The 22,961-nt window shown below is 68.0% G+C and carries 24 protein-coding genes; 13 read left to right on the top strand and 11 right to left on the bottom strand.

Features of this window, described 5'->3' with window-relative positions; all coding sequences use genetic code 11:
• The first annotated feature begins 17 nt into the window (after positions 1-17).
• The 5 genes from cysT to msrQ all read left to right on the top strand — a co-directional run bounded on the left by cysT (position 18) and on the right by msrQ (position 4,582).
• Entirely contained in the window at positions 18-872 is an 855-nt protein-coding gene (cysT, locus tag LWH48_RS10940) for a sulfate ABC transporter permease subunit CysT (RefSeq protein WP_232912589.1), read from the top strand.
• Entirely contained in the window at positions 872-1,699 is an 828-nt protein-coding gene (gene cysW / locus LWH48_RS10935) for a sulfate ABC transporter permease subunit CysW (RefSeq protein ID WP_232912588.1), read from the top strand. The genes cysT and cysW overlap by 1 nt, the downstream gene beginning before the upstream one ends.
• Entirely contained in the window at positions 1,696-2,787 is a 1,092-nt protein-coding gene (locus LWH48_RS10930) for a sulfate/molybdate ABC transporter ATP-binding protein (RefSeq protein WP_232912587.1), read from the top strand. The genes cysW and LWH48_RS10930 overlap by 4 nt, the downstream gene beginning before the upstream one ends.
• 158 nt (positions 2,788-2,945) lie before the next feature.
• Positions 2,946-3,962, top strand: a complete 1,017-nt coding sequence (gene msrP / locus LWH48_RS10925; RefSeq protein WP_232912586.1) for a protein-methionine-sulfoxide reductase catalytic subunit MsrP — start codon at positions 2,946-2,948, stop codon at positions 3,960-3,962.
• The gene (msrQ, locus tag LWH48_RS10920; protein ID WP_232912585.1) at positions 3,962-4,582 is read left to right on the top strand and encodes a protein-methionine-sulfoxide reductase heme-binding subunit MsrQ; all 621 of its coding nucleotides are present in this window, start codon (positions 3,962-3,964) and stop codon (positions 4,580-4,582) included. Before msrP ends, msrQ begins: the two co-directional genes overlap by 1 nt.
• Positions 4,583-4,655: 73 nt before the next feature.
• Here msrQ and LWH48_RS10915 read toward each other — a convergent pair whose 3' ends face one another.
• The gene (locus LWH48_RS10915) at positions 4,656-5,084 is read right to left on the bottom strand and encodes a GNAT family N-acetyltransferase (protein WP_232912584.1); all 429 of its coding nucleotides are present in this window, start codon (positions 5,082-5,084) and stop codon (positions 4,656-4,658) included.
• 115 nt (positions 5,085-5,199) lie between these two features.
• On the opposite strand from LWH48_RS10915, the gene LWH48_RS10910 reads away from it, so the two are divergent.
• Positions 5,200-5,790: a YajG family lipoprotein gene (locus LWH48_RS10910; protein WP_161431510.1), complete on the top strand. Its 591-nt coding sequence runs from the start codon at positions 5,200-5,202 to the stop codon at positions 5,788-5,790.
• A gap of 3 nt (positions 5,791-5,793) precedes the next feature.
• Here the strand turns inward: LWH48_RS10910 and LWH48_RS10905 are convergent, their stop codons facing one another.
• Both LWH48_RS10905 and LWH48_RS10900 read right to left on the bottom strand, forming a co-directional pair.
• Positions 5,794-6,435, bottom strand: a complete 642-nt coding sequence (locus tag LWH48_RS10905) for a thiopurine S-methyltransferase (protein ID WP_232912583.1) — start codon at positions 6,433-6,435, stop codon at positions 5,794-5,796.
• A 22-nt stretch (positions 6,436-6,457) separates the two neighbouring features.
• Complete coding sequence (locus tag LWH48_RS10900) at positions 6,458-7,096, bottom strand: TIGR04211 family SH3 domain-containing protein (protein ID WP_161431508.1); 639 nt, start codon at positions 7,094-7,096, stop codon at positions 6,458-6,460.
• Between the two features lie 435 nt (positions 7,097-7,531).
• On the opposite strand from LWH48_RS10900, the gene miaB reads away from it, so the two are divergent.
• The 5 genes from miaB to lnt all read left to right on the top strand — a co-directional run bounded on the left by miaB (position 7,532) and on the right by lnt (position 13,014).
• Entirely contained in the window at positions 7,532-8,875 is a 1,344-nt protein-coding gene (miaB, locus tag LWH48_RS10895; protein WP_232912582.1) for a tRNA (N6-isopentenyl adenosine(37)-C2)-methylthiotransferase MiaB, read from the top strand.
• Between the two features lie 164 nt (positions 8,876-9,039).
• Positions 9,040-10,161, top strand: coding sequence for a PhoH family protein (locus LWH48_RS10890; protein WP_232912581.1), 1,122 nt, complete (start codon positions 9,040-9,042; stop codon positions 10,159-10,161).
• On the top strand, positions 10,158-10,646 hold the full coding sequence (ybeY, locus tag LWH48_RS10885) for an rRNA maturation RNase YbeY (RefSeq protein WP_232912580.1): 489 nt from the start codon (positions 10,158-10,160) through the stop codon (positions 10,644-10,646). Before LWH48_RS10890 ends, ybeY begins: the two co-directional genes overlap by 4 nt.
• Positions 10,643-11,524: an HlyC/CorC family transporter gene (locus tag LWH48_RS10880; protein ID WP_161431504.1), complete on the top strand. Its 882-nt coding sequence runs from the start codon at positions 10,643-10,645 to the stop codon at positions 11,522-11,524. Before ybeY ends, LWH48_RS10880 begins: the two co-directional genes overlap by 4 nt.
• A gap of 23 nt (positions 11,525-11,547) precedes the next feature.
• Positions 11,548-13,014, top strand: coding sequence for an apolipoprotein N-acyltransferase (gene lnt, locus LWH48_RS10875; protein ID WP_232912579.1), 1,467 nt, complete (start codon positions 11,548-11,550; stop codon positions 13,012-13,014).
• A 171-nt stretch (positions 13,015-13,185) separates the two neighbouring features.
• On the opposite strand, the gene phaC is transcribed toward lnt, so the two are convergent.
• From phaC to prmB, 5 genes are all read right to left on the bottom strand, one after another.
• Entirely contained in the window at positions 13,186-15,024 is a 1,839-nt protein-coding gene (phaC, locus tag LWH48_RS10870; RefSeq protein WP_232912578.1) for a class I poly(R)-hydroxyalkanoic acid synthase, read from the bottom strand.
• Positions 15,025-15,164: 140 nt separating this feature from the next.
• Positions 15,165-15,581, bottom strand: coding sequence for a phasin family protein (locus LWH48_RS10865; protein WP_161431501.1), 417 nt, complete (start codon positions 15,579-15,581; stop codon positions 15,165-15,167).
• 130 nt (positions 15,582-15,711) lie between these two features.
• Entirely contained in the window at positions 15,712-16,182 is a 471-nt protein-coding gene (locus tag LWH48_RS10860; protein ID WP_232912577.1) for a hypothetical protein, read from the bottom strand.
• Positions 16,183-16,240: 58 nt separating this feature from the next.
• The gene (aroC, locus tag LWH48_RS10855) at positions 16,241-17,326 is read right to left on the bottom strand and encodes a chorismate synthase (protein ID WP_232912576.1); all 1,086 of its coding nucleotides are present in this window, start codon (positions 17,324-17,326) and stop codon (positions 16,241-16,243) included.
• 31 nt (positions 17,327-17,357) lie between these two features.
• Positions 17,358-18,311: a 50S ribosomal protein L3 N(5)-glutamine methyltransferase gene (gene prmB / locus LWH48_RS10850; protein WP_232912575.1), complete on the bottom strand. Its 954-nt coding sequence runs from the start codon at positions 18,309-18,311 to the stop codon at positions 17,358-17,360.
• A gap of 126 nt (positions 18,312-18,437) precedes the next feature.
• Here prmB and LWH48_RS10845 point away from each other — a divergent pair, with 126 nt between their 5' ends.
• Positions 18,438-18,995 carry a Smr/MutS family protein gene (locus LWH48_RS10845; RefSeq protein WP_232912574.1) on the top strand — a complete coding sequence of 186 codons (558 nt, stop codon included), beginning with the start codon at positions 18,438-18,440 and terminating at the stop codon, positions 18,993-18,995.
• 7 nt (positions 18,996-19,002) lie between these two features.
• On the opposite strand, the gene LWH48_RS10840 is transcribed toward LWH48_RS10845, so the two are convergent.
• From LWH48_RS10840 to LWH48_RS10830, 3 genes are read right to left on the bottom strand one after another with little or no spacing between them, the layout of a single operon-like run.
• The gene (locus tag LWH48_RS10840) at positions 19,003-20,076 is read right to left on the bottom strand and encodes a patatin-like phospholipase family protein (RefSeq protein WP_161431496.1); all 1,074 of its coding nucleotides are present in this window, start codon (positions 20,074-20,076) and stop codon (positions 19,003-19,005) included.
• On the bottom strand, positions 20,073-20,969 hold the full coding sequence (locus tag LWH48_RS10835; protein ID WP_232912573.1) for an alpha/beta fold hydrolase: 897 nt from the start codon (positions 20,967-20,969) through the stop codon (positions 20,073-20,075). Before LWH48_RS10835 ends, LWH48_RS10840 begins: the two co-directional genes overlap by 4 nt.
• Positions 20,966-21,778, bottom strand: a complete 813-nt coding sequence (locus LWH48_RS10830) for an alpha/beta fold hydrolase (protein ID WP_232912572.1) — start codon at positions 21,776-21,778, stop codon at positions 20,966-20,968. Before LWH48_RS10830 ends, LWH48_RS10835 begins: the two co-directional genes overlap by 4 nt.
• A gap of 208 nt (positions 21,779-21,986) precedes the next feature.
• On the opposite strand from LWH48_RS10830, the gene LWH48_RS10825 reads away from it, so the two are divergent.
• A complete protein-coding gene (locus LWH48_RS10825; RefSeq protein ID WP_161431493.1) occupies positions 21,987-22,934 on the top strand; it encodes an AEC family transporter in 948 nt (315 codons plus the stop codon).
• The last annotated feature ends 27 nt before the right edge of the window (positions 22,935-22,961 follow it).

The raw sequence follows: 22,961 nt of genomic DNA, 5'->3' as shown, positions 1-22,961 counted from the left end.
GCGCCGGGAGTCGATCGATGAGCGCCCTGGCCTTCGCCCTGCCCCGTCGTCGCCGCGTGCTGCCCGGCTTCGGCTTGTCGCTGGGCATCAGCCTCACCTTCGTGTCGCTGGTGCTGCTGCTGCCGATGACCGGCCTGGTGGGCCAGCTAAAAGGGCTCAGTCTGGCTGAGTACTGGGCGATCGTCAGCGACGGCCGGGTGGTGGCCAGCTACACGGTGACGATCGGCGCCGCCGCCGTGGCGGCGCTGGCCAATGCCGCCTTCGGCCTGCTGCTCGCCTGGGTACTGGTGCGCTACGACTTCCCGGGCAAGCGCCTGCTCGACGCCCTGATGGACCTGCCCTTCGCGCTGCCCACCGCGGTGGCCGGCATCACCCTGGCGACCCTCTATGCCGGCAACGGCTGGATCGGCCGGCTGCTCGAACCACTGGGCCTGGAAGTGGCCTATACCTGGGTGGGCATCGCCCTGGCCATGGCCTTCACCAGCATTCCTTTCGTGGTGCGCACGGTGCAGCCGGTGCTCGAGGACCTGCCACCCGAAGTCGACGAGGCGGCCATGACCCTTGGCGCCTCGGATGTCACCGCCTTCCGCCGGGTGATCCTGCCCTACCTGTGGCCGGCACTGGTCACCGGCACCGGGCTGGCCTTCGTGCGTTCGCTGGGCGAGTTCGGGGCCATCATCTTCATCGCCGGCAACGCCCCCTTCGAGACCGAGATCACCGCGCTGATGATCTTCGTCAAGCTGCAGGAGTACGACTATGCCGGCGCTTCAGCCATCGCCTCGGTAGTGCTGGCCGTCTCCCTTGCGCTGCTGCTGGCCATCAACGTCTGGCAGGGCCATTTCATCAAGCGACTGCATGGAGGACGAGGCTGATGCAACGAGTCGGTGATTCCCCGGCGGTACGCCGCGTCCTGGTCGCCGCCGCCGTTCTGCTGGCGGCACTGTTCCTGCTGCTGCCGCTGGTGGCGATCTTCGCCCAGGCCTTCTCCCAGGGCATCGGCGTGTTCTGGGCCAACGTCAGCGACAACTACACCCTGGCGGCCATCGGCCTGACGCTGTTCATCGCCGCCATGACCATCCCCGTCTGCCTGGTGTTCGGGGTGGCTCTGGCCTGGCTGGTGACCCGCTTCCAGTTTCCCGGCCGACGCCTGCTGCAGACCCTGATCGATATCCCCTTCGCGGTGTCGCCGGTGGTGGCAGGGCTCGTCTATCTGCTGCTCTATGGCCGCAACGGCTGGGTCGGCGGCTGGCTCGATGCCCAGGATATCCAGCTGATGTTCGCCTGGCCGGGCATCCTGATGGTGACGGTGTTCGTGACCAGCCCCTTCGTGGCCCGCGAGCTGATCCCGCTGATGCAGGCCCAGGGTTCCCGCGAGGAGGAGGCCGCCGTGACGTTGGGGGCGCCTGGCTGGACCATCTTCCGCCGGGTCACCCTGCCCAATATCCGCTGGGCCCTGCTCTACGGGGTGATCCTCACCAATGCCAGGGCGGTCGGCGAGTTCGGCGCGGTCTCGGTGGTCTCCGGCGCCATCCGCGGCGAGACCATGACCCTGCCCCTGCACCTGGAGCAGCTCTACCAGGACTACAACGCCGTGGGCGCCTTCTCGAGCGCCGCCCTGCTGGCACTGATCGCTTTGTTCACCCTGGCCGCCAAGGCCGGCCTGGAATGGCGCATCGCGCGCCAGGAGGTTTCCCCATGAGCATCCGCCTGACTGATATCGCCAAGCACTATGGCCGTGCCGGGCGTGCCCTGGAGCCGGTGAGTCTGGAGATCGCCGAGGGCGAGCTGGTGGGCCTGCTGGGGCCCTCGGGCTCGGGCAAGACCACCCTGCTGCGCATCATCGCCGGCCTGGAGGCACCGGACCGAGCCCCCGCCGGACGTATCCTGTTCGGCGACCGCGACGTCACCGACGTGCATGTACGCGACCGGCGCATCGGCTTCGTCTTCCAGCACTATGCGCTGTTTCGCCATATGACGGTGTTCGACAACGTCGCCTTTGGCCTGACCGTGCTGCCGCGCCGCGAGCGCCCCTCAAGCGGCGAGATCCGCGCCCGGGTCCACCGCCTGCTGGAGATGGTGCAGCTCGAACACTTCGCCAGCCGCTACCCGGCCCAGCTCTCCGGCGGCCAGCAGCAACGGGTCTCCCTGGCCCGGGCGCTGGCCCTGCGCCCCGACGTGCTGCTCCTCGACGAGCCCTTCGGGGCGCTGGACGCCAAGGTTCGCCAGGAGCTGCGCCGCTGGCTGCGCCAGCTGCATGACGAGCTGGGCTTCACCAGCCTGTTCGTGACACACGACCAGGAGGAGGCCCTGGAGGTCTCCGACCGGGTCGCGGTGATGAGCCAGGGGCGCATCGAGCAGATCGACACCCCGGACGCCCTCTACCGGACACCCGCCAATCGCTTCGTCTTCGAGTTTCTGGGCGACGTGAACCATCTCGAGGGTGAAGTGCGCAACGGGGTCCTGACCTGCGGCGAGGCACACCTGGCAGTGGCGCTCCCCGATGGCCCCGAGGAGTTGCTGCTGCGGCCCCACGAAGTACGCCTGGCGCAGGCCCCCACGCCGGAGGCCCGGCTACCGGTGACCGTCACCGCCATCTCCCCGGTGGGTGCCGAGGTGCGGGTAGAGATCGCCGCGGACTGGCTGGTCGAGCCCTGGCTTGCCACCCTGCGTCATGCCGACTACGAGCGCCTCGAGCTGCGGCGCGGCCAGAGGTTGTTCGTGATTCCACGCCGCTGGCACCGTTTCAGCGCTGACGCCACCCAGCAGCGCCAGCCCGCTGCCGCCTGAAACACCGCTCGACTCGCCCCTCAGCCACCGCTATCTCTGACTAATGCCGGCCCCGTGGCCGGCGAGCCGGCGATAACGCGGTGGTTGGCGGTGATAATTCTGCTGTCGTGTTGTCACACTCATCACGACTCAGTACTCACCGCCAGCGGAGGTCCCCCATGCTGATCAAGATTGCCAGGCCCGGTGATCTGCACGAATCCGATGTGACACCGGAATCCATCTACCTCTCCCGACGACGCTTCATGGGCGGCATGGCGGGCCTCGGCGCGGGGCTTGCCCTTGCCGGCCAGGCCCACGCCAGCGCCGACTACTCGGATGTACCCGCGGGCGATGCGCCGGGGTGGCTGCAAGAGAAGATCGACGCCACCCGCTGGCAGGCCGTCACGCCGAGCGATCCCGAAAAGGACAAGCTTGCCCCCTTCGACGACGCCAGTGGCTACAACAACTTCTACGAGTTCGGCTCCGGCAAGTCCGATCCGGCTCGCCATGCAGGCAGCCTGGAAACCCAGCCGTGGAGCGTGGTGGTGGATGGCGAGGTCAACAACGGCGGACGCCTCGCCCTTGAGGATCTCGCCAGGCCCTCGCAGTTCGAGGAGCGCATCTATCGCCTGCGCTGCGTCGAGGCCTGGTCGATGGTGATTCCCTGGCTGGGCATTCCCCTCGCCGAGGTGATCAAGCGGGCCGAGCCCACCAGCAAGGCCCGCTACGTGCGCTTCGAGACCCTGGTCGACCCCGAGCAGATGCCGGGACAGCGCTCCTCCTTCTCGCTGATCGACTGGCCCTACGTGGAGGGGCTGCGCCTGGATGAAGCCATGCACCCGCTGACGCTGCTCGCCCTGGGCATGTATGGCCGCGAACTGCCAAACCAGAACGGCGCGCCGCTGCGCCTGGTGGTGCCCTGGAAGTATGGCTTCAAGAGCATCAAGTCGATCGTGCGCATCTCGCTGGTAGAAGAGCAGCCGGTCAACTCCTGGCAGCAGATCGCACCCGACGAGTACGGCTTCTACGCCAACGTCAACCCGCAGGTCGACCACCCCCGCTGGAGCCAGGCCACCGAGCGTCGCCTGCCCAACAGCCTGTTCAGCCCCAATACCATCGATACCCTGATGTTCAATGGCTACGCCGACGACGTCGCCGAGCTGTACGCGGGGCTGGATCTGCGGGTGAACTACTGATGGCAACCCGGAACACATGGCGAACGTGGCGCGCAGGGGTATTCCTGGCGGCCCTGACCCCGCTGGTGGTATGGGGCTGGCAGGTGGCCAATAACGCCGCCGGACCCGAGCCGGGGCGCTACCTGCTGCTGAATATCGGCACCGGCGCCCTGTGGATGCTGCTGCTGACCCTGAGCCTCACGCCGTTGACCCGACTCACTCGCTGGAAGGGTTTCACCCTGATCCGCCGGCAGCTTGGCCTGTGGACACTGGCCTACGCCACCCTGCACATGCTCAGCTACGCGCTGTTCATCCTGGGGCTCGACTGGGCCATGCTGGGCAGCGAGCTGGTCAAACGGCCCTACATCATCGTCGGCATGCTGGCGCTGATCGGCCTTGCCGTGCTGGGAGCCACCTCCAACCGCTGGTCGATGCGTCGCCTGGGCAAGCGCTGGAAGACCCTGCACCGGCTCGCCTACCCCATCCTGGGGCTGGTACTGCTGCACTTCTTGTGGGTGGTACGCGCCGATCTCGGGGAGTGGGTGATGTATGCCGCCATCGCGGCGCTGGTCATGGCGACCCGCCTGCCGCCGGTGGCTCGCACACTACCCAGGATACGTTATCGTCTCGCTGGCACGTAGCGCCTGCCGTCTTGGCACTCCAGGGGGCTACGCCGGCCCCGCACGACTGACGCGGCGACAGGGGAGCGCCGGTTCAGCGCTCCCAGACCATCAGTGTCTCGCTCTCGCCGCTGAGCGGTTCGACACGCTCCTCCACGGCGCGAAAGCCCAGCCGATGGTAGAAGGAGACCGCACGCACGTTGCGTGAGTAGACACACAGGGTCAGGCGCTCGTGGCCGGCCATGGCGTGGGCCATCAGCCGCGAACCGTGGCCGTAGCTCTGCACTTCCGGGTCGATGAACAGCGCCTCGAGGTGGTCGCCATTGAGGGCGGCGAAACCGATCACCCTGCCCTCGACTTCCAGCACCGCGACCTCCTCGGCCTGGGGCAGGTGCTCCCGCGCCATGGCCTCGGCGCGGGACGACCAGAACGCCTCGGGAATGAAGGGATGGGCACGGATCGAGGCACGCAGCCAGATATCGACCAGCCCGGGAATCTCCTCGGCAGTAGCGGGACGGATCATGTCTCGGCTCCTTCGACGTATGACAACAGTGTAAGCGAGGGGGCGACGTCGTACCCTGAGCGAGTACCCGGCGCTATACTGCGCCCCGAACTCACCCTCGATACGGGAGCTTCCCATGCTGCGTCGACGCTTTCTTCGTCTTTCCCTGGCCCTGGTCGCCACCGGCTGGCTGGCCGGCTGCGCCGCTCCCCAGACCCTGCAGCTTGACCCGAAACGCAGCGCCGAGGTACCGGTGACCGGCAGCGGCCAGGCGATCACGGTGATCGCCGCGGACGGTCGCGACAGCGAGGTGATCGGAACCCGCACCGGCAGCGCCATGTCCACCGCCACCATTACCGTCTACGCCCACGAACTGATGCCGCGACTGCAGCGCGAGGCCGAGCGGGCGGTGCGCGAGATGGGCTTCGAGCCCACCACCCAGCGCGCCGAAGGACGCCCCAGCCTGACCCTGACACTCGACCATCTGGGCTATGCTCGCGGCCAGAGCCGCCCGGTGATCGGCGAGGCTCGCATGGAGGCGGTATTCGTCGCCGAGGCAGTCAATGGCGGCACGACCTATACCGGCACCTACACCTCTCGGCGCACCCAGAGCTTTGCCGTGCGCCCGGACCAGGAAGCCAATAGCCGGATGGTCAACGAGCTGCTCTCCGACGGCCTGGACCGTGCCTTCCGGGATCCCGAACTGGGCCGCCTGCTGGCCCGCTGAGGGTCAGTCGATGGGGCCGCGGCGCACCATGGCCCAGACATGTTCCTGGAAACCGCTGCCCGGCTCCGGATCACCCCGCTCCAGCAGGGTGATCTGGAAGTTGGGCTCGAACAGCTCGCGCACCTCCGCTTCCGGCACGTGATACGGCGGACCGGCCAGTTCCTCGCCGGCGGCCCGGTTGAGGCTGATGAACAGCCCCCTGGCCCCGGGCGGAATCAGCTGGGCCAGATGGAAGGCGTAGCGTTGGCGGGTGGCGGGCGGCAGGGCGATCAGGGCGGCGCGATCGTAGAAGGCGCCGATCTCGGCCGCCTGGGCGATATGAAAATGAAAGAAGTCGCCACACCAGAGTTCGACATTGCCCTGGCGGCATATCTCGAACCCCGCCTGGCGATAGCGAGAGACGGGCTCGCCCCCCTCGTCGAGAAACTGCTCGACCGCCTGGGGGGCCAGCTCGATGCCCAGCACCGGGTGGTCGTGACGACCCAGCCAGCGCATGTCGTGGCTCTTCCCGCATAGCGGCACCAGCACCTTGACGCCGGGCCGCACGCCCAGCAGCGGCCAGTGATGGCGCAGCGCGGGATGCGGCGCGTCACGATGGAAGCCGATGCGCCCCTCGCGCCAGCGCGCCAGCCACTCGTTCTCCATGTCTCCCTTTTCCTCCATGCACTCAGAACCAGCGATCGCGCTTGCGGCGGCGACGCGGCAGGTGGGGGACAATCAGGCCAACCAGCAGGCCGGCACCGGCCACCCCACCGCCATACATGAAGTAGCGCATCAGCAGATCCTGCTCCTGGGTGTTGAGGCGCGCCTCGAGCTCACGCACGGCCTGCCGGGAGCGTTCCGCCTCGGCATCCAGCTCGTGATTGCGTGACTCCAGCTCGGCGACCCGGGCCTCGCGAACCTCCAGGGTCTCACGCAGTGCGGCGGTGCGCTGCTCCCACTCCTCATCGATGCCGTCGAGTTCGGCATCCAGCTCGGCCACCCGCTGCTCCAGCTCGGGCAGGCGTACCTGGGCGCTGGGGGCCTCCTGAATCTCGCGACTGAGCACCCAGACATCGTCGCCACCGGGGCCGCGGACGCGGGTATAGTCGCCGCTGGTCTCCAGCCGCACGACCGGCTCGCCGGCGGTGAGGGTGCCGACGATGCGGTAGCCATCGGTGGGACCGCTGCGCACATAGGTGGTCAGGGAGTCGGAGACCCAGACGGTATCGTTCTGTTCCTGGGCCGCCAGCGGCAGGGCCAGCAGGCCGAGTAGCGTACCCAGGCAGATGCCCAGGCCGGTGCGTGTGCTGTGGTGTGTCGTCATGCCATGATCCTGACTGAAGCGTACTGACTGGAGCGGCGTGCCGGAAAACAGCCTGGCCCTGGGGCGGTCGCATCCCGGATGCCCGGCAACGACGCCGCAATGGTTATTCACAGCTTCTGTGGACAACCGACGGGACAACCCGGGGAAAGTCGTCCGCTGGCAGCGCCACATCGCCGCTTTCGGATTGCTGGTCATTACCTGACCAGGGGCTCGCCCCAACGACCGGGTACGCTAGGTTAGCATACTCGTCCTGGCCAGGCGGCGGGCTGGTTCCACACGGGCACGGCACGTATAATGGGCGCCTGTTTTCAACGATGGCCGGACGGCCACCGCCATCCATTGCCGCGCCGCCGGCGGTCCGCCGCCGTGAGTGTCGCGCATCCCTGAACCCACCGGTGACAGACGTCGGGCGCCTGGCGCCACGACCCAATCCTTATGGCGAAGAAACTCTTCATCAAGACGCACGGCTGCCAGATGAACGAGTACGATTCCGCGCGCATGGCGGATCTGCTCGGCGAATCTCACCAGCTCGAGCTCACCGACGACGAGCGCGATGCCGACGTCATCCTGCTCAATACCTGCTCCATCCGCGAGAAGGCCCAGGAGAAGGTGTTCCACCAGCTGGGGCGCTGGAAGAAGCTCAAGGAGGCCAATCCCGACCTGGTGATCGGCGTGGGTGGCTGCGTGGCCAGCCAGGAGGGCGAGGCACTGCGCAAGCGCGCCCCCCATGTCGACATGGTGTTCGGCCCCCAGACCCTGCACCGGGTACCCTCCATGCTCGACTCGCGACAGCAGGAGCAGATCTCGGTGGTCGACGTGACCTTCCCGGAGATCGAGAAGTTCGATCACCTGCCCAAGCCGAGCTCCGACGGCGCCACCGCCTTCGTCTCGGTCATGGAGGGCTGCTCCAAGTACTGCACCTTCTGCGTGGTGCCCTACACCCGCGGCGAGGAGGTATCGCGGCCCTTCGAGGCGGTGATGGACGAGGTCATCCACCTGGCCGACCAGGGCGTGCGCGAGATCAACCTGCTCGGCCAGAACGTCAACGCCTACCGCGGCCTCAACCAGCTGGGCGACGAGATCGACCTGGCCGAGCTGATCAGCTGCGTGGCGGCGGTGGAGGGCATCGATCGCATCCGCTTCACTACCTCCCACCCCGTGGAGTTCTCCGACAGTCTGATCGAGGCCTATGGCGAGATCCCCGAACTGGTCAGCCACCTGCACCTGCCGGTACAGGCCGGCTCGGATCGGGTGCTTGCCGCCATGAAGCGCGGCCACGGCGTGGAGGAGTATGTCGATAAGCTCGAGCGCATCCGCGCGCTGCGCCCAGATATCAGCTTCTCCTCGGACTTCATCATCGGCTTCCCGGGCGAGAAGGAGGCGGACTTCGAGGCGACCATGGACCTGATCCATCGCATCGGCTTCGACCACTCCTTCAGCTTCGTCTACTCGGCGCGCCCCGGCACCCCGGCGGCCTCCCTCGAGGACGACACCCCTGAGAGCGTCAAGAAGCAGCGTCTGGCGATCCTCCAGGAGCGCATCAACCAGCAGACCATGCAGATCAGCCGGCGCATGGTGGGCACCACCCAGCGCATCCTGGTCACCGGCTTCGCGCCGCGGGATCCGGGGCAGCTCTCCGGGCGCACCGAGAACAACCGGGTGGTCAACTTCCGCGCCCCCAACCCCACCGAGCTGATCGGCTACTTCGTCGACGTCGAGATCAGCGAGGCGCTGCCCAACTCGCTGCGCGGCGAGCTCGCCTCGCCGGCGATCTACTGACACAGGCAGGAGTATTACTGCCGGGGCTGATCCGGCGGCAGGCCCCGGCGCCCCTGGGCTCGAGCACCACATTCCGGACGCAATAGCCCTTCACACATTGCCCCGGCAAACGCCGGGGCAGTAAGCTGAGCCTACACATTCACCATCCAGGGGACTCGCCCGCCTTGAGCCAACCAGCCTCCCAGGCCAACCGCATCATCACCCTGAACCTCGAACCCAACGACCCGCGCCGCCTGGCCAATCTCTGCGGCCAGCGTGACGAGCACCTCAAGCTGGTGGAGTCGCGCCTGGGCATCACCCTGCGCAACCGCGGCAATATCTTCCAGCTGGCGGGCCCCATCCACCGGGTCAAGGCCGCCGCCAACCTGCTCGAGCACCTCTACCGCGAGACCGAGGCCAGCGACCTGGAGCCGGATACCGTGCACCTCTTCCTGCAGGAGTCGGGCCTCGAGGCCCTGGAGGAGGACGAAGGCAACGAGGAGGGCGGCGAGGTGCTGCTGCGCACCCCGCGCACCCTGATCAAGCCCCGCGGCCTCAACCAGCAGGGCTATGTGCAGAGCATCCGCGCCCACGACATCAACTTCGGCATCGGCCCGGCGGGTACCGGCAAGACCTACCTGGCGGTGGCCGCGGCGGTGGAGGCCCTCAACCAGCAGGAGGTGCGTCGCATCCTGCTGGTGCGACCGGCGGTGGAGGCCGGCGAGAAGCTCGGCTTCCTGCCCGGGGACCTGGCCCAGAAGATCGACCCCTACCTGCGCCCGCTCTATGACGCCCTCTACGAGATGATCGGCTTCGAGCAGGTGGCCAAGCTGATCGAGCGCCAGGTGATCGAGATCGCCCCGCTGGCCTACATGCGCGGGCGCACCCTCAACAACGCCTTCATCATCCTCGACGAGAGCCAGAACACCACCCGCGAACAGATGAAGATGTTCCTGACCCGCATCGGCTTCGGCTCCACCGCGGTGATCACCGGCGACGTCACCCAGGTCGACCTGCCCAAGGGCCAGAGCTCGGGGCTGATCCAGGTCCTCGAGGTACTCAAGGGCACCCCCGGCATCGGCGTGACCCACTTCGCCGCCAAGGACGTGGTACGCCACCCGCTGGTCCAGCGCATCATCGAGGCCTACGACAGCTTCGAGGCCGAGCAGGAGGCCGCCGAGCGCGCCCGCAAGGCGGCCAGGGAGCAGGAACGCGAGGCACTACGTCGGGAAAGGCAAATGGGTCAGGAAAGGCAAATGGGTCAGGAACGCCAGGAGCGTCTCGACCGCGAGCGAGGCGAGTCATGAACCAGCCCCGGGTTGACCGTCAGGTGGCCATCGAGGCCGAAGGGCTGCCGAGCCAGGCGCAGCTGGAGGCCTGGGTCGGCGCGGTGCTCTGCCGGCATGAGGTCGATGCCAACAGCGAGCTCAGCGTGCGCCTGGTCGACGCCGAGGAGAGCCAGACGCTGAACCGCGACTACCGCGGCAAGGACCGCCCCACCAACGTGCTCTCCTTCCCCTTCGAGAACCCGCCCGGCGTCAGTCTGCCGCTGCTCGGCGACCTGGTGATCTGTCACCCGGTGGTGGTCGCCGAGGCCGCCGAGCAGGACAAGTCGCTGCACGATCACTACGCTCACATGGTGGTTCACGGTACCCTTCACCTGCTCGGCTATGACCATCTCGAGGATGACGAGGCCGAGGCCATGGAGGCGCTGGAGCGCGAGATCCTGGCCGAACTGGGCATCGCCGACCCTTACCGGACCGCACCCGAGGACGAGAGAACCGACTCATGAGCGAAGACCGATCGAGTAGCCAGGGCAACCGCTCCTGGCTCGAGAAACTGCTGGGGGCGCTCTCCAGCGACAGCGACGAGCCCAGCTCCCGGGACGAGCTGCTGGAGTTCCTGCGCCAGGCGGGGGGCCGCCTGAAGCTCGAGCAGGACGCCATGATGATCATCGAAGGCGCCCTCAAGATCAGCGACCAGCAGGTTCGCGAGGTGCTGATCCCGCGCTCCCAGGTCACCGCCATCGCCATGGACCAGCCCCTGGAGGAGTACCTGCCGGTGATACTGGAGACCGGTCACTCCCGCTATCCGGTGATCGGCGAGAATCTCGACGAGGTGAACGGCATCCTGCTGGCCAAGGACCTGCTGCCGTTGCTGCGCAGTGGCCAGGAGAACGGCAGGCCCTTCCGCCTCGAGGAGGTGGTGCGCCCGGCGCTCTTCGTGCCCGAGTCCAAGCGCCTCAACAGCCTTCTAAAGGAGTTCCAGAGCACCCACAACCATATGGCGATCGTGGTCGACGAGTACGGCGGTACCGCCGGCATCGTCACCATCGAGGATATCCTCGAGGAGATCGTCGGCGAGATCGAGGACGAGCATGACGCCGACGAGGAGGAGGATATTCGCGAGTTGGGCGACGGGCGCTATGCCATCCGCGCCCTGACGCCCATCGAGGACTTCAACGAGCGTTTCCAGACCCACTTCTCCGACGAGGAGTTCGACACCCTCGGCGGACTGGTGATGCAGCGCTTCGGCCACCTGCCCGCCCGTGGCGAACACGCCGTCATCGGCGGCTGGCGCTTCACGGTGCTCAACGCCGACAACCGCCGCATCCGACTGCTCGAGGCCGAGCCCTGCGACGAGGACGACGGCCTCGACGACAACGACTGACGCGCCTGCCACGGAGGGCCAAGATGCCAGCGTTTCGCCTCTCCCCCGCCGTCGGCTGCCTGTTGGCAGTCGCGGCGGGTATCCTCACCACGCTTACCGCCTCGCCCTTCGAGCTCTGGTGGCTGGGCCCGGTGGCAGCGGGGCTGATCTACCTCGGCATCCACACACTGACGCCCGGCCAGGCCGCCCTGCGCGGCTGGAGCTACGGGCTCGGGCTGTTCGGTTCCGGCGCCTCCTGGGTCTATGTGTCGATCCACGACTACGGCTATACCGGCGTGCCCCTGGCGCTGCTCCTCACCGTGCTGTTCGTGGCCGGCCTGGCCCTCTTCCCCGCCGTAACCCTGTGGCTCTACCGCCGTCTCACCGGCCCACGGCTGGCCTGGCTCAGCTTCGCCGGCGCCTGGGTCCTCGGCGAGTGGCTGCGCACCTGGTTGTTCACCGGCTTCCCCTGGCTGCTGCTGGGCACCTCCCAGGTCGACTCCCCGCTGGCCCCCTGGGCCCCGGTGGGCGGGGTCTACCTGCTCTCGCTGATCACCGCACTGACCGGCAGCCTGGGGGTCGAGCTGCTGCGTCGCCGTTGGTGGGCCGCCCTCCCCGTCGCCGCCCTGTGGCTGGTGCCCCTGGCGCTGCCCGCCCAGTGGACGAGCCCCGCCGGCGAGCCGCTGCGGGTGGCACTGCTGCAGGGCAACCTCGACCAGGCGATCAAGTGGACCGCCGAGGGCCAGCGCGAGGCCGCCAACCGCTACAGCGAGCTGACCCGCGCGCAGGACGATGATCCCGACCTGATCGTCTGGCCCGAGGCGGCGCTGCCGATGTTCGAGCGCGAGGCGCGACCGATCCTCGAGCGGGTGCAGTCCAACCTCGCCCCCGACACCGCCCTGCTCACCGGCATCCTGCAGCGCGACGGCGAGGGGCTCTACTACAACAGTGTGATCGGGCTGGGCGATGTGGAGGGCGAGTACCGCAAGACACACCTGGTGCCTTTCGGTGAATACCTGCCCCTGGAGAGCCTGCTCGCCGGCACCATCGCCTTCTTCGACCTGCCGATGCCGGCGATGACGCCGGGCCCGGAGGGCCAGGCGCCGCTGCGTGCCGCCGGCACCACCATCGGCAACGCCATCTGCTACGAGATCATCTATGCCGATCGGGTCGCGGCACAGGCGCGCCACGCGGCGCTGCTGCTGACGGTGTCCAACGACACCTGGTTCGGACGCTCCATCGGCCCCCTGCAGCACCTGCAGATGGCCCGCCTGCGCGCCCTGGAGAACGGCCGCCAGGTGATCCGCGCCACCAGCAACGGGGTCACCGCCATCATCGACGAGCGCGGCCACATCACCGCCCGGGCGCCCCAGTTCGAGACCGCCAGCCTCGCCGGCGAGGTGACCCCGATGCAGGGCCTCACCCCCTTTACCCGCACCGGCAGCTGGCCCACCTGGCTGCTCGCCGCACTGCTGCTGCTGCCGGGGCTGCGACTGCGCCGCAAGCCGTAAGCCGTAAGCCGTAAGCCGTAAGCCGTAAGCCGTAAGCCGTAAGCCGTAAGCCGTAAGCCGTAAGCCGTAAGCCGTAAGCCAGATCTTTCGAGAGACATTGGGGAAGAAACAAGAAGCGCCCAGCCGATGAGTCGGCTGGGCGCTTCTACTTACAGCTTATAGCTTACAGCTTTAAGCTCCCGGCGAAGCCGGGGTTTCGCCCACCACCTCGGGAATGGTCGTCTTGACATAGCGCCCCGGGGCCGACTCGAGGATATCGAGTTCACCGTCGCCGGGCTGGCGTGCCGGCACCATCTTCTCGGGGTCGGCGTAGCCGTTCTCGGTCATCCACGCCTGCCAGTGCGGCCACCAGGAGCCCTCGTGCTGCTCGGCGCCGGCCAGCCACTCCTCGTGGCTCTCGGGCAGCGCGTCGTTGGTCCAGTAGCCGTACTTGTTCTTGTGCGGCGGGTTGACCACCCCGGCGATGTGTCCCGAGCCACCGAGCACGAACTTGACCGGCCCCTTGGGCAGCAGCGCGCCGTAGTAGGTGCTGTTCCAGCGGGCGATATGGTCCTCGCGGGTGGAGAGGAAGTAGCTCGGGGTGGAGATCTTGCGCAGATCGATCTTGACCCCATCGAGCTCGATGCCACCGGGCTGGACCAGGCGGTTTTCCATGTACATGTTGCGCAGGTACCAGCCGTGGGTCGCCGCCGGCAGGTTGGTACCGTCGGTGTTCCAGTAGAGCAGGTCGAAGGGGGCCGGCACGTCTCCCTTCAGGTAGTTGCTGATATAGAAGGACCAGAAGAGGTCGTTCTCGCGCAGCAGGTTGAAGCTGAAGGCCATGGCCCGGCCGTCGAGATAGCCGTCGCGCTCCATCTTGGCCTCGATGCCCTGCAGCACCGGCTCGTTGAGGAAGACGCCGATCTCGCCCGGATCGCGGAAGTCCTGCAGGGTGGTCATGTAGGTGACCGACTTCACCTTGCGCCCGCGACGGGTACTGGTCAGGTAGGCCACCGTGGAGGCCGCCAGGGTGCCGCCCACGCAGTAGCTGAGCAGGTTCACCGACTTCTCTCCGGTGGCCTGCTCGATCGCCTCCATGCCGGCGATGGGGCCGAGCTGCATGTAGTCGGCCCAGGTCAGGTCGCGCTGCTCGGGACCGGGGTTGCGCCAGGAGATCAGGAATACCGTATGGCCCTGGTCGACCAGCCACTTGACGAAGGAGTTGTCCTCGCGCAGGTCGAGGATGTAGTACTTGTTGATCCAGGGGGGAATCACCAGCAGCGGCGTCTTGTAGGCCTGCTCGGTGGTGGGCGTGTACTGGATCAGCTGGATCAGTTCGTTCTCGTAGACCACCGAGCCCGGGGTCACGGCGATGTTCCTGCCCACCTCGAAGGCGCTGCGGTCGGTCATGGTGACGTTCAGGCCCTCGGCGGAGTTGGCCAGGTCGTGGCGCAGCCGGGCCAGTCCATCGACCAGGTTCTGGCCACGGGTCTCCATGGTCTTGCGCATCACTTCGGGATTGGTAGTGACGAAGTTGGTGGGCGACATGGCGTTGACCATCTGACGGGCGTAGAACGCCAGCCGATGCTTCTGGTCCACGGGCAGGTCCAGGCCGTCGATCAGCTCCTCGACCAGGCGCGAGAAGAGCAGGTACTGCTGCATGATCGACAGGTAGTAGGGGTCGCTGGTCCAGGCCTCGTCCTTGAAGCGGCGATCCCCCTTGTTCGGCGTCACCAGCGGCTCGACCTGCTCGCCCGCCATGGCACGCAGGCCGTTCTGCCACAGCTGGAACTGATCCTGCATCAGGCGCGCCTGGGTCTGCCACAGCTGGGGCGGATTGCCCATCAGCGACTCGGCCGCCGTTTGGAAGCTCTTCCGCATATCCTCATAGACCGAATCGGCGGCGTCGCTGGGCACCATGCGCTCCAGCAGGTCACCCATCAGGTGACGATACTCCTCGCCGATCTGCTGGAGCTGTGCATTCCACGCCTCCAGCTCGGCCTGTGTCGGTGCTTGAACCCCTGGCTGCATTGAACCCTCCCGGTGCGTCGGCCACGCCATGCCGACGTCAGATAGCACGATCCGCCGCCCTCACGTGGAGGACGGCGGCCTGATCAGCGGTCCTGTCGAGGACCAGATTGCACTGCGCCCGCAGTGCTCATGACGCGCGCTCAGCTCTTGCTGCTGCCGCCCCGCGAGGACTGCGCCTTGGCCGGCTCGGCCTTGTCGGCCTGCGGCTTGGCGGCCTCACCCATGGCCTTGGCCTGTTCGGTGAAGAGCTTCTCCATCTCGGCCTTGAACTCCACGCTCATCTCGGAGAGCGCCTTGGCGTCCTCCATCATCTGCTCAGAGAGCTGGTTCATCATTTCGGCCTGGCGGGTACCGAAGTCGCGCAGACTGTCAGCATCCTGAACCTCGCTGGCGTCGCGCATGCGCTCGGTGCCCATCTGGCTGTAGCGCTTCATGGACTCCATCTGGTACTGGGACAGCTTCTCCATGTTGTCCAGCATCAGGGAGTTGAGCTTGCGCATCGGCTCGAAGAACTTGCGGGTCTGCTCGTTGAAGCTCTCGATCATCTTGTCTTGCATGGGACGTCCTCCCGAACGGTGGTCAGTAGTGGGCGGCCCGCCCACGATGTTGCACTGCACAAAGCGTAGTCTGACACCGGCCTAGTTGCAAGATTATGGCGGCAAGACGATGAAAGGCGAATTGCCGGCGTCAGCTCTCGCGCTTGGTCCGCGAACGGGTGCTGGAGGTCGAGGTCCCCTTGCTGGCCTTGGCACGGCTGGAGGCCTTGGCACGGCTGGAGGCCTTGGCGCTACCCGAGGGGGAAGCGCTGCCAGCCTTCGAACCGGACTCGCCGCTCTTGTCCTCGGCTTCCGAAGACCGGGCCTGGCCGGCGGACTGGCCGGCCTGCTTGAGCATGTCGAGCATCATCTGCTGGTAGGTACCGAAGCTGGAGAGCCCCTGGGACAGGCCCTGGGAGAGCCCCTGAGTCATGCCCTGTCCCATGCCGGTCTGCTGCAGGAAGGGCTGCATCAGGCTCATCGGGTCATACCCTTCGACCCCGGACTCCATCTGCTTCTGGATCCGGTCCAGCAGGTCCTTCTGGAAGGCCTCCACGTTGGGCAGGCCCAGCGCGTGACGAAACTCATCGGGGGTAAGGTCGAACTCGACATTGATCTTCATGGCATTGCCCTGTCCGTTGGGAATGTCTGGCAGTGTAGCAGCCCCTAAAGGGCCAACCTCAACGCAGCACGGGGGTGTCCACCATTACTTCGGCATTCTGACCGCGATGGCGCAGCAGGTGATCCATCAAGGTCAGCGCCATCATCGCCTCGGCGATGGGGGTGGCGCGGATGCCCACACAGGGGTCATGACGCCCTTTGGTGACCACCTCCACCGGGTTGCCGTGGACGTCGATGCTGCGCCCCGGGGTGGTGATGCTCGATGTCGGCTTGAGGGCCAGATGGGCGATGATCGCCTGGCCGCTGGAGATGCCGCCGAGCACCCCGCCGGCGTGGTTGGAGAGGAACCCCTCGGGGGTCATCTCGTCACGGTGTTCGCTGCCGCGGCTGGCCACGGCGGCGAAACCGTCACCGATCTCCACGCCCTTTACCGCATTGATGCTCATCAGGCCATGGGCCAGCTCGGCGTCCAGGCGGTCGAACACCGGCTCGCCGAGCCCCGGCGGCACGCCCTCGGCCACCACGGTGATCTTCGCGCCCACCGAATCCTGGTCGCGGCGCAGCTGGTCCATGTAGGCCTCGAGCTCCGGCACACGATCCGGGTCCGGGCAGAAGAAGGGGTTGGCATCCACCGTCTCCCAGCTCTTGAAGGCGATCTCGATGGGGCCAAGCTGGCTCATGTAGCCGCGCACCATGATGCCCCGGGCCGCCAGGTACTTCTTGGCGATCGCCCCGGCGGCCACCCGCATGGCGGTCTCCCGGGCGCTGGAGCGACCACCACCGCGGTAGTCGCGGATGCCGTACTTGTGGTGGTAGCTGTAGTCGGCGTGGGCGGGACGGAACTGGTCCTTGATCTTCGAGTAGTCCTTGGAGCGCTGGTCGGTGTTCTCGATCAGCAGGCCAATCGAGGTGCCGGTGGTCACCCCCTCGAAGACACCGGAGAGGATCCGCACCCGGTCGGGCTCCCGACGCTGGGTGGTATGGCGCGAGGTCCCCGGACGACGCCGATCCAGGTCGTGCTGCAGGTCCTCCTCGCTGAGCGGCAGTCCCGGCGGACAGCCATCGACGATGGCGCCCAGCGCCGGGCCGTGGCTCTCGCCGAAGGTGGTGACGGTAAACAGCTTGCCGAAGGTATTGCCGGACATGGGCGCTCCTCGAGTGATCGGGGTCGGTGAATCAGGCGAAGGACGCCGCATGGGCGTCGAGTTCATCGGCGGTGAGGGCGAACACCCCCTGGCCGCCGCGCTCGAAGTCGAGCCACAGGAAGGGTACCTCCGGGAAGGCGGCCTCCAGGTGGTGATCGGAGTTGCCCACCTCGACGACCAGTACGCCGCGGTCGGTCAGGTGATCGCGCGCCTCGCGCAGGATGCGCCGCACGATATCCAGGCCATCCTCGCCGGCGCCCAGCGCCAGGGCAGGCTCGTGGCGGAACTCCGCGGGCATGGTGGCCAGGTCGCGGGCATCCACATAGGGCGGGTTGGAGACGATCAGATCATAGCGGCCCGGCAGCGCCTCGAAGAGGTCCGATTGCACCGCGCGCACCCGCGCTCCGACATCGTGGCGGCTGATGTTCTGGCGGGCCACCGCCAGCGCCTCCTGGCTGATATCCGCGAGATCCACCGCGCAGGTGGGCAGGTGCAGCGCCGTGGCGATGCCGATGCAGCCGGAGCCGGCACACAGGTCGAGCACCCCCTCCGGCGGCTCCTCGGGAAACCAGGCGGCGAAGCCTGTTTCCACCAGCTCGGCGATGGGCGAGCGCGGGATCAGCACCCGCTCGTCGACATCGAAGGGCAAGCCGGCGAACCACGCCTCGCCGAGCAGGTAGGGCAGCGGACGCCGACCGGTGATGCGCTCCCGCACCAGGGCAACGATGCGGCTGCGCTCCATGGGCAGCAGGCGGGCGTCGAGCACCGCGGGATCGACGTTCCAGGGCAGGTGCAGCGCGCCCAGGGTCAGGGCCACCGCTTCATCCCAGGGCGAGTCGCTGCCATGCCCGTGAAACAGGCCGGCAAGGTGAAACTCGCTGGCCGCCCAGCGCAGGTAGTCGCGGAGGGTGACGAGCTCCGCGGCGAGCTGCTCGTCGGCAAGGGTAAGCGTTGAGGTCGGGCGCAGGTCGTGCTGATCGGCCAAGGGAGCACCTGAGGGTCGAGAGAAAGGGGGATTGATTGTAACCCGCCCCGCCGGTTCACAGCCACGCCACGCCGGGTATACTGGCCTCCCCCACGCCAACCGACAGCGCCCCATGAGCCCTGCCCCATGAGCAAAAATCGCCACCGCCCGGACGACGACGAGATCAGCGCCTTCCGCCAGGCCCTGCACCAGGCCGGGGTAAGGCAGATCAAGCGCAACCGCGCCGATCCGGGCCGCCCGCGGCAGACGGGTCCTCGCGCCGCTGCCCAGGCGGCGGGCGACGACAGCGCCAGGGGACGCACCTCCGACGGCCGCGTGGAGGCGGTACGCCCCTCGGAGTACCTCGACTTCGCCCTGCCCGACCTGCCGTGGCGTACCCGCAGCCGTCTCAAGCGCGGCGAGATGGCCTGGGAGGCGGGGCTCGACCTGCACGGCTACACCCTGGAGGAGGCGCGCGAGGAGTTGGAGGGCTTCCTGCGCGATGCCGCCGCAGAGCGGCGCCGCTGCCTGCTGGTGGTGCATGGCAAGGCCTGGGGCGTGGATGGCAACTACCCGGTACTCAAGAGCCACGTCAACGCCTGGCTGCGCGAGTGGCCCGGTGTGCTGGCCTTCTGCTCGGCCGTGGAGGCCGAGGGCGGTACCGGCGCCGTCTACGTGCTGCTGCGCCGCCGTGGCGAGCGCTGAGACTCGCCTACTCCCCCGGCAACGTGTCGCCCGGCAGGCTGGGGCCGACGATGATACCTCGCCCACCCCACCCCGGATGGTTGCGCCCCTCGTAGCGATCCAGCGCCTCCACCGCCAGCTGGCGACCCAGGGTGATCAACGCCTCGGCGCGATGGAACTCGTAGGCACCACACACCGTCTTGGGCACCTCGATCAGCACGTCCGGTGGATAGCCCGCCACCTTGTACTTGGCCAGCGCCGCCTGGGTGATATCGAAGGAGGCGAGTACCATGTCCAGGCGCCCCCACTCACGACGACGGCTGCTCACTTCACTCGTCTCGTCCGACTCCCCTTCGGCACTGCCGCCGACGCCGCCAAGGCCATCGAACCAGCGGCTGGCGGCGCTCTTCACCTCCGCGATCCAGGCGGTGAACTCGTTGCCCGAGGCTTCGCGAGCGGCCTCGCGCTCACGCTCCAGACGGGCTGCCTCGGGAGGCAGCAGCTCTTCCAGGGTCACCGGATGCGGACTATGGGCGGTGACATTGACCGCCATCACCAGGTCGGCATCGGCGGAGACGGAGGGAATGATCGGCAGCGGGTTGAGCAGCCCCCCGTCGACCAGCACCTGCTGGCCGCGGTGCACCGGGGTGATCACCCCGGGCACGGCGATGGAGGCGCGGATCGCCTCGAGCAGCGAACCGCTCTGGAACCATACCTCACGCTGGCGGGTCATGTCGGTGGCCACGGTGGTCACCGGAATCGCCAGATCCTCGATGCGCGCGTCTCCCACCAGGGTCTCCAGCTTGCCCATCACCTTGTTGGCCTTCATGGCGCCCATGGGGCTCCAGGTCACATCCACCAGGCGCAGCACGTCGAAGTAGTCGAGTCGACACACCCAGTCGCGATAGGCCGGCAGCTGGCCGGCGGCATAGACCCCCCCGATCAGGGCCCCCATGGAGCAGCCCGAGACCGCCACGACCTGGTAGCCGCGTCGCTCGATCTCCTCGATCACGCCGATATGGGCATAGCCGCGCGCCCCGCCGCTGCCCAGCACCAGTGCCACTCGCTTGCCCGCGGCGAAGGCTGCCGTCCTGTCGCTCATTCGCCTGCTTCTCCTCGCTTCTCTGACCGTCCGGCGTCGCGTGACGCCCAGGCGCCGATGGCGTCGGCCACTGCCGCCACCGCGTCGGGCTCCAGATGCAGATGGTGGCCGCCCGGCAGCACCCGGCGCTCGAGCCCCGATAGCGCACTGCGCGCTACCCGTGCCGCCTCCTTCTCGCCGAGGATGCCCGTCTCGCCTTCAACCAGCAGCACCGCGCATTCGATTTCTGCCAGGCAGGCCACCACCTGTTCGGGCGTCAAGCGCACCGGCGAGGGGCGCACCAGGTGGGGGTCGGTACGCCAGCCCAGGCGCCCGTCCGGAAGCGCCCCCAGGTTACGAGCCACCACCGGGCGGATCGTGCCGGCATCCACCGGGGTCGCTCCCCCCTTGACTCGCGCCGCCACGGCCTCCTCCTGATCAGCATAGCTCGCCCCGCCGGAGGGCGGGCGGCGATGGCCCAACAGCCCCCGGCGCAGCTGCCGGGGGGCCTCGCCGGCAGGCGTGGTCACCGAGCCCAGGCCATCGATCAGCGCCAGCCGCGCCACCCGCTCGGGAAGGGCCGCGGCGGTCAGGCAGGCGACCCCGGCCCCCATGGAGTGGGCCAGCAGGGTGACCGTTTCGAGTCCCAGCTCATCGGCGGCGTCGAGCACGTCATCGCAGTAGTCCCAGATGGCATAGTCGCCGGGCGAGTGGTGCGACTGGCCATGGCCGGCGAAATCGATGGCCACCACCCGCACGCCCAGCCGCTCGGCCAGCAGCGGCGCCAGGCGCGAGAAACTGGCGGCATTGTCCAGCCAGCCGTGCAGCGCCAGCCACGGCGGGGCGCCCACCTCCCCCCAGGCCAGCCCCGCCAGGCGCCCTCCAGCCAGACGCAGGGCCTGTGGCGCGCTCATGCTGCCTCCCCGAGCAGCTCATCCAGCACGGCCAGCAGGCCCTGCCGCGCCTCGTCGGGATGCTCCATGGGAAACATGTGGGTACCGGGCACCGGGTGCACCGGCACCCCGTGGCGTCGCAGGCGGCGACAGCGACGCGGCGTCAGCAGGTCGGAATCCTCGCCGGCCAGTACCGCGTGGGGCACCCGCAGCCGGCGCGGCAGGTCTCCCAGGTGATCCGGCAGGTGGCGGAAGATCTCCACCTCGATATCCGGGTCATAGACCAGCACCGCCTGACCGTCGTCGAGCAGCCGGGTGCCGCCCTCGACGTAGTCGTCCATGGCCTGCTCGGTGAAGCGGCGAAACAGCCCGCGCCGGCGCAGGTAGTGGCGCATCGCCTGGCGATCCGGCCAGGTGGTGCGCCGCCCCAGGCTCTTGCCGGCGGGGGTGACGCGATCCGCCAGGCCCAGTTGCTTGGCGACCTTCATCCCCCAGGCATCCATGCCCAGCATCAGCGGCGGGTCGAGCATCACCACGCAGCGGAAATGTGCCGGCGCCGCCTCGGCGGCCATGGCCATCAGCACGCCGCCCATGGAGTGGCCCACGCCGATCACCGGTGTATCGAGATCCTCCAGGGCGTGGAGCAGCTCGTCGCGCAGCGCCAGCCAGTTGTGGCCCACCGGGAAATCGGGGTGGTGGCCGAGCCGATCCAGCGGATGGAGCACGAAACGCTCGCCCAGCGGCGCCAGGAAGCTGCGATAGCAGACCCCGGGGAAACCATTGGCGTGGGCGAACAGCAGCGTGGAGCGGTCGGTCTCGGCGGGCGTCATCGGCGTTTCCTGATCCGGGGAGAAGCGCGGCGCGGGTAGGGCGCCTGGTGGTAGCAGGCTAACGGGATTACCATGTTTAGCCAAGCCGTCCCCCGCAACCAGGAGCCCCCGTGACCGCCCGCAAGCCCCGCGATACCCGGATCCGCAATCGACTCTTCTTCGCCACCGTCCTCGCCGCCGTGGTGGTCGGCTTCTGGCTGGTGCGCTGATGGAGGCCCTGGCGATCTTCCAGGCGACCCTGGAGATCACCCTGCCGGTCTTCGCCATGGTCTTCATTGGCCTGGGACTCAAGCGCGCCCGCTGGATCGATGCGGCCTTCGTCACCACCGCCTCCCAGCTGGTGTTCAAGGCCACCCTGCCGACGCTGATCTTCCTGAGCATCATCCGTGCCGACCTCGAGGCGACCCTCAACCCGCGGCTGCTTGGCGTCTTCGCCCTGGCCACCCTGGGCAGCTTCCTGGCGGTGTGGGGCTGGGCGGCGCTGCGCGTGGCCCGGGCCGACCGCGGCAGCTACATCCAGGGCGCCTTCCGCGGCAACTGCGGCATCGTCGGCCTGGCACTGGCGGCCAGCATGTATGGCGACTACGGCCTCTCCGCCGGTGGCCTGCTGCTCGGCGTGGTGATCCTCACCTACAACGCCTTCTCGGTGGTGGCCCTGGCCACCTACCGCGACGAGGCCCGGGTCGACTGGCGCGACATCCTCGCGCATATCGTGCGCAATCCGCTGATCCTCGCCGTGGTGGCGGCGCTGCCGGTGGCCCTGCTCGCACCACCGCTACCCGGCTGGCTGCTGACCTCGGGCGAGTACTTCGCCTCCCTGACCCTGCCGCTGGCGCTGATCTGCATCGGCGCCACCCTCTCCTTCGGCGCCCTGCAGGCGTCCGGCGCGGTGGCGCTCAGCGCCAGCCTGATGAAGATGGTGGTGATTCCGATACTGGCCACCGGCGCGGCCTGGCTGGCCGGCTTCGAGGGGCGCGAGCTGGGCGTGATGTTCCTGTTCTTCGCCAGTCCTACCGCGGCGGCGGCCTTCGTGATGGCCAGGGCCATGGGCGGCAATGCCGTGCTCACCGCCAATATCATCGCCCTGACCACCCTGATGGCCAGCGTCACCATCACCCTGGGCGCCTTCGGCCTGCAGATGGCCGGGCTGATCTAGCGGCGGCGGTTCTTAGCTCCCGGGGCT

Source organism: Halomonas sp. G15 (assembly GCF_021282295.1).
Taxonomy (GTDB): Bacteria; Pseudomonadota; Gammaproteobacteria; order Pseudomonadales; family Halomonadaceae; genus Halomonas; species Halomonas alimentaria.
Note: the sequence above shows the minus strand (reverse complement) of the source record. Positions and strands in the feature narration are given on the sequence as shown.

Excerpts from the sequence above, each read along its gene's own strand:
- cysT (WP_232912589.1), top strand. The coding sequence starts at position 18 with ATGAGCGCCCTGGCCTTCGCCCTGCCCCGTCGTCGCCGCGTGCTGCCC.
- cysW (WP_232912588.1), top strand. The coding sequence starts at position 872 with ATGCAACGAGTCGGTGATTCCCCGGCGGTACGCCGCGTCCTGGTCGCC.
- LWH48_RS10930 (WP_232912587.1), top strand. The coding sequence starts at position 1,696 with ATGAGCATCCGCCTGACTGATATCGCCAAGCACTATGGCCGTGCCGGG.
- msrP (WP_232912586.1), top strand. The coding sequence starts at position 2,946 with ATGCTGATCAAGATTGCCAGGCCCGGTGATCTGCACGAATCCGATGTG.
- msrQ (WP_232912585.1), top strand. The coding sequence starts at position 3,962 with ATGGCAACCCGGAACACATGGCGAACGTGGCGCGCAGGGGTATTCCTG.
- LWH48_RS10915 (WP_232912584.1), bottom strand. The coding sequence starts at position 5,084 with ATGATCCGTCCCGCTACTGCCGAGGAGATTCCCGGGCTGGTCGATATC.
- LWH48_RS10910 (WP_161431510.1), top strand. The coding sequence starts at position 5,200 with ATGCTGCGTCGACGCTTTCTTCGTCTTTCCCTGGCCCTGGTCGCCACC.
- LWH48_RS10905 (WP_232912583.1), bottom strand. The coding sequence starts at position 6,435 with ATGGAGAACGAGTGGCTGGCGCGCTGGCGCGAGGGGCGCATCGGCTTC.
- LWH48_RS10900 (WP_161431508.1), bottom strand. The coding sequence starts at position 7,096 with ATGACGACACACCACAGCACACGCACCGGCCTGGGCATCTGCCTGGGT.
- miaB (WP_232912582.1), top strand. The coding sequence starts at position 7,532 with ATGGCGAAGAAACTCTTCATCAAGACGCACGGCTGCCAGATGAACGAG.
- ybeY (WP_232912580.1), top strand. The coding sequence starts at position 10,158 with ATGAACCAGCCCCGGGTTGACCGTCAGGTGGCCATCGAGGCCGAAGGG.
- LWH48_RS10880 (WP_161431504.1), top strand. The coding sequence starts at position 10,643 with ATGAGCGAAGACCGATCGAGTAGCCAGGGCAACCGCTCCTGGCTCGAG.
- lnt (WP_232912579.1), top strand. The coding sequence starts at position 11,548 with ATGCCAGCGTTTCGCCTCTCCCCCGCCGTCGGCTGCCTGTTGGCAGTC.
- phaC (WP_232912578.1), bottom strand. The coding sequence starts at position 15,024 with ATGCAGCCAGGGGTTCAAGCACCGACACAGGCCGAGCTGGAGGCGTGG.
- LWH48_RS10865 (WP_161431501.1), bottom strand. The coding sequence starts at position 15,581 with ATGCAAGACAAGATGATCGAGAGCTTCAACGAGCAGACCCGCAAGTTC.
- LWH48_RS10860 (WP_232912577.1), bottom strand. The coding sequence starts at position 16,182 with ATGAAGATCAATGTCGAGTTCGACCTTACCCCCGATGAGTTTCGTCAC.
- aroC (WP_232912576.1), bottom strand. The coding sequence starts at position 17,326 with ATGTCCGGCAATACCTTCGGCAAGCTGTTTACCGTCACCACCTTCGGC.
- LWH48_RS10845 (WP_232912574.1), top strand. The coding sequence starts at position 18,438 with ATGAGCAAAAATCGCCACCGCCCGGACGACGACGAGATCAGCGCCTTC.
- LWH48_RS10840 (WP_161431496.1), bottom strand. The coding sequence starts at position 20,076 with ATGAGCGACAGGACGGCAGCCTTCGCCGCGGGCAAGCGAGTGGCACTG.
- LWH48_RS10835 (WP_232912573.1), bottom strand. The coding sequence starts at position 20,969 with ATGAGCGCGCCACAGGCCCTGCGTCTGGCTGGAGGGCGCCTGGCGGGG.
- LWH48_RS10830 (WP_232912572.1), bottom strand. The coding sequence starts at position 21,778 with ATGACGCCCGCCGAGACCGACCGCTCCACGCTGCTGTTCGCCCACGCC.
- LWH48_RS10825 (WP_161431493.1), top strand. The coding sequence starts at position 21,987 with ATGGAGGCCCTGGCGATCTTCCAGGCGACCCTGGAGATCACCCTGCCG.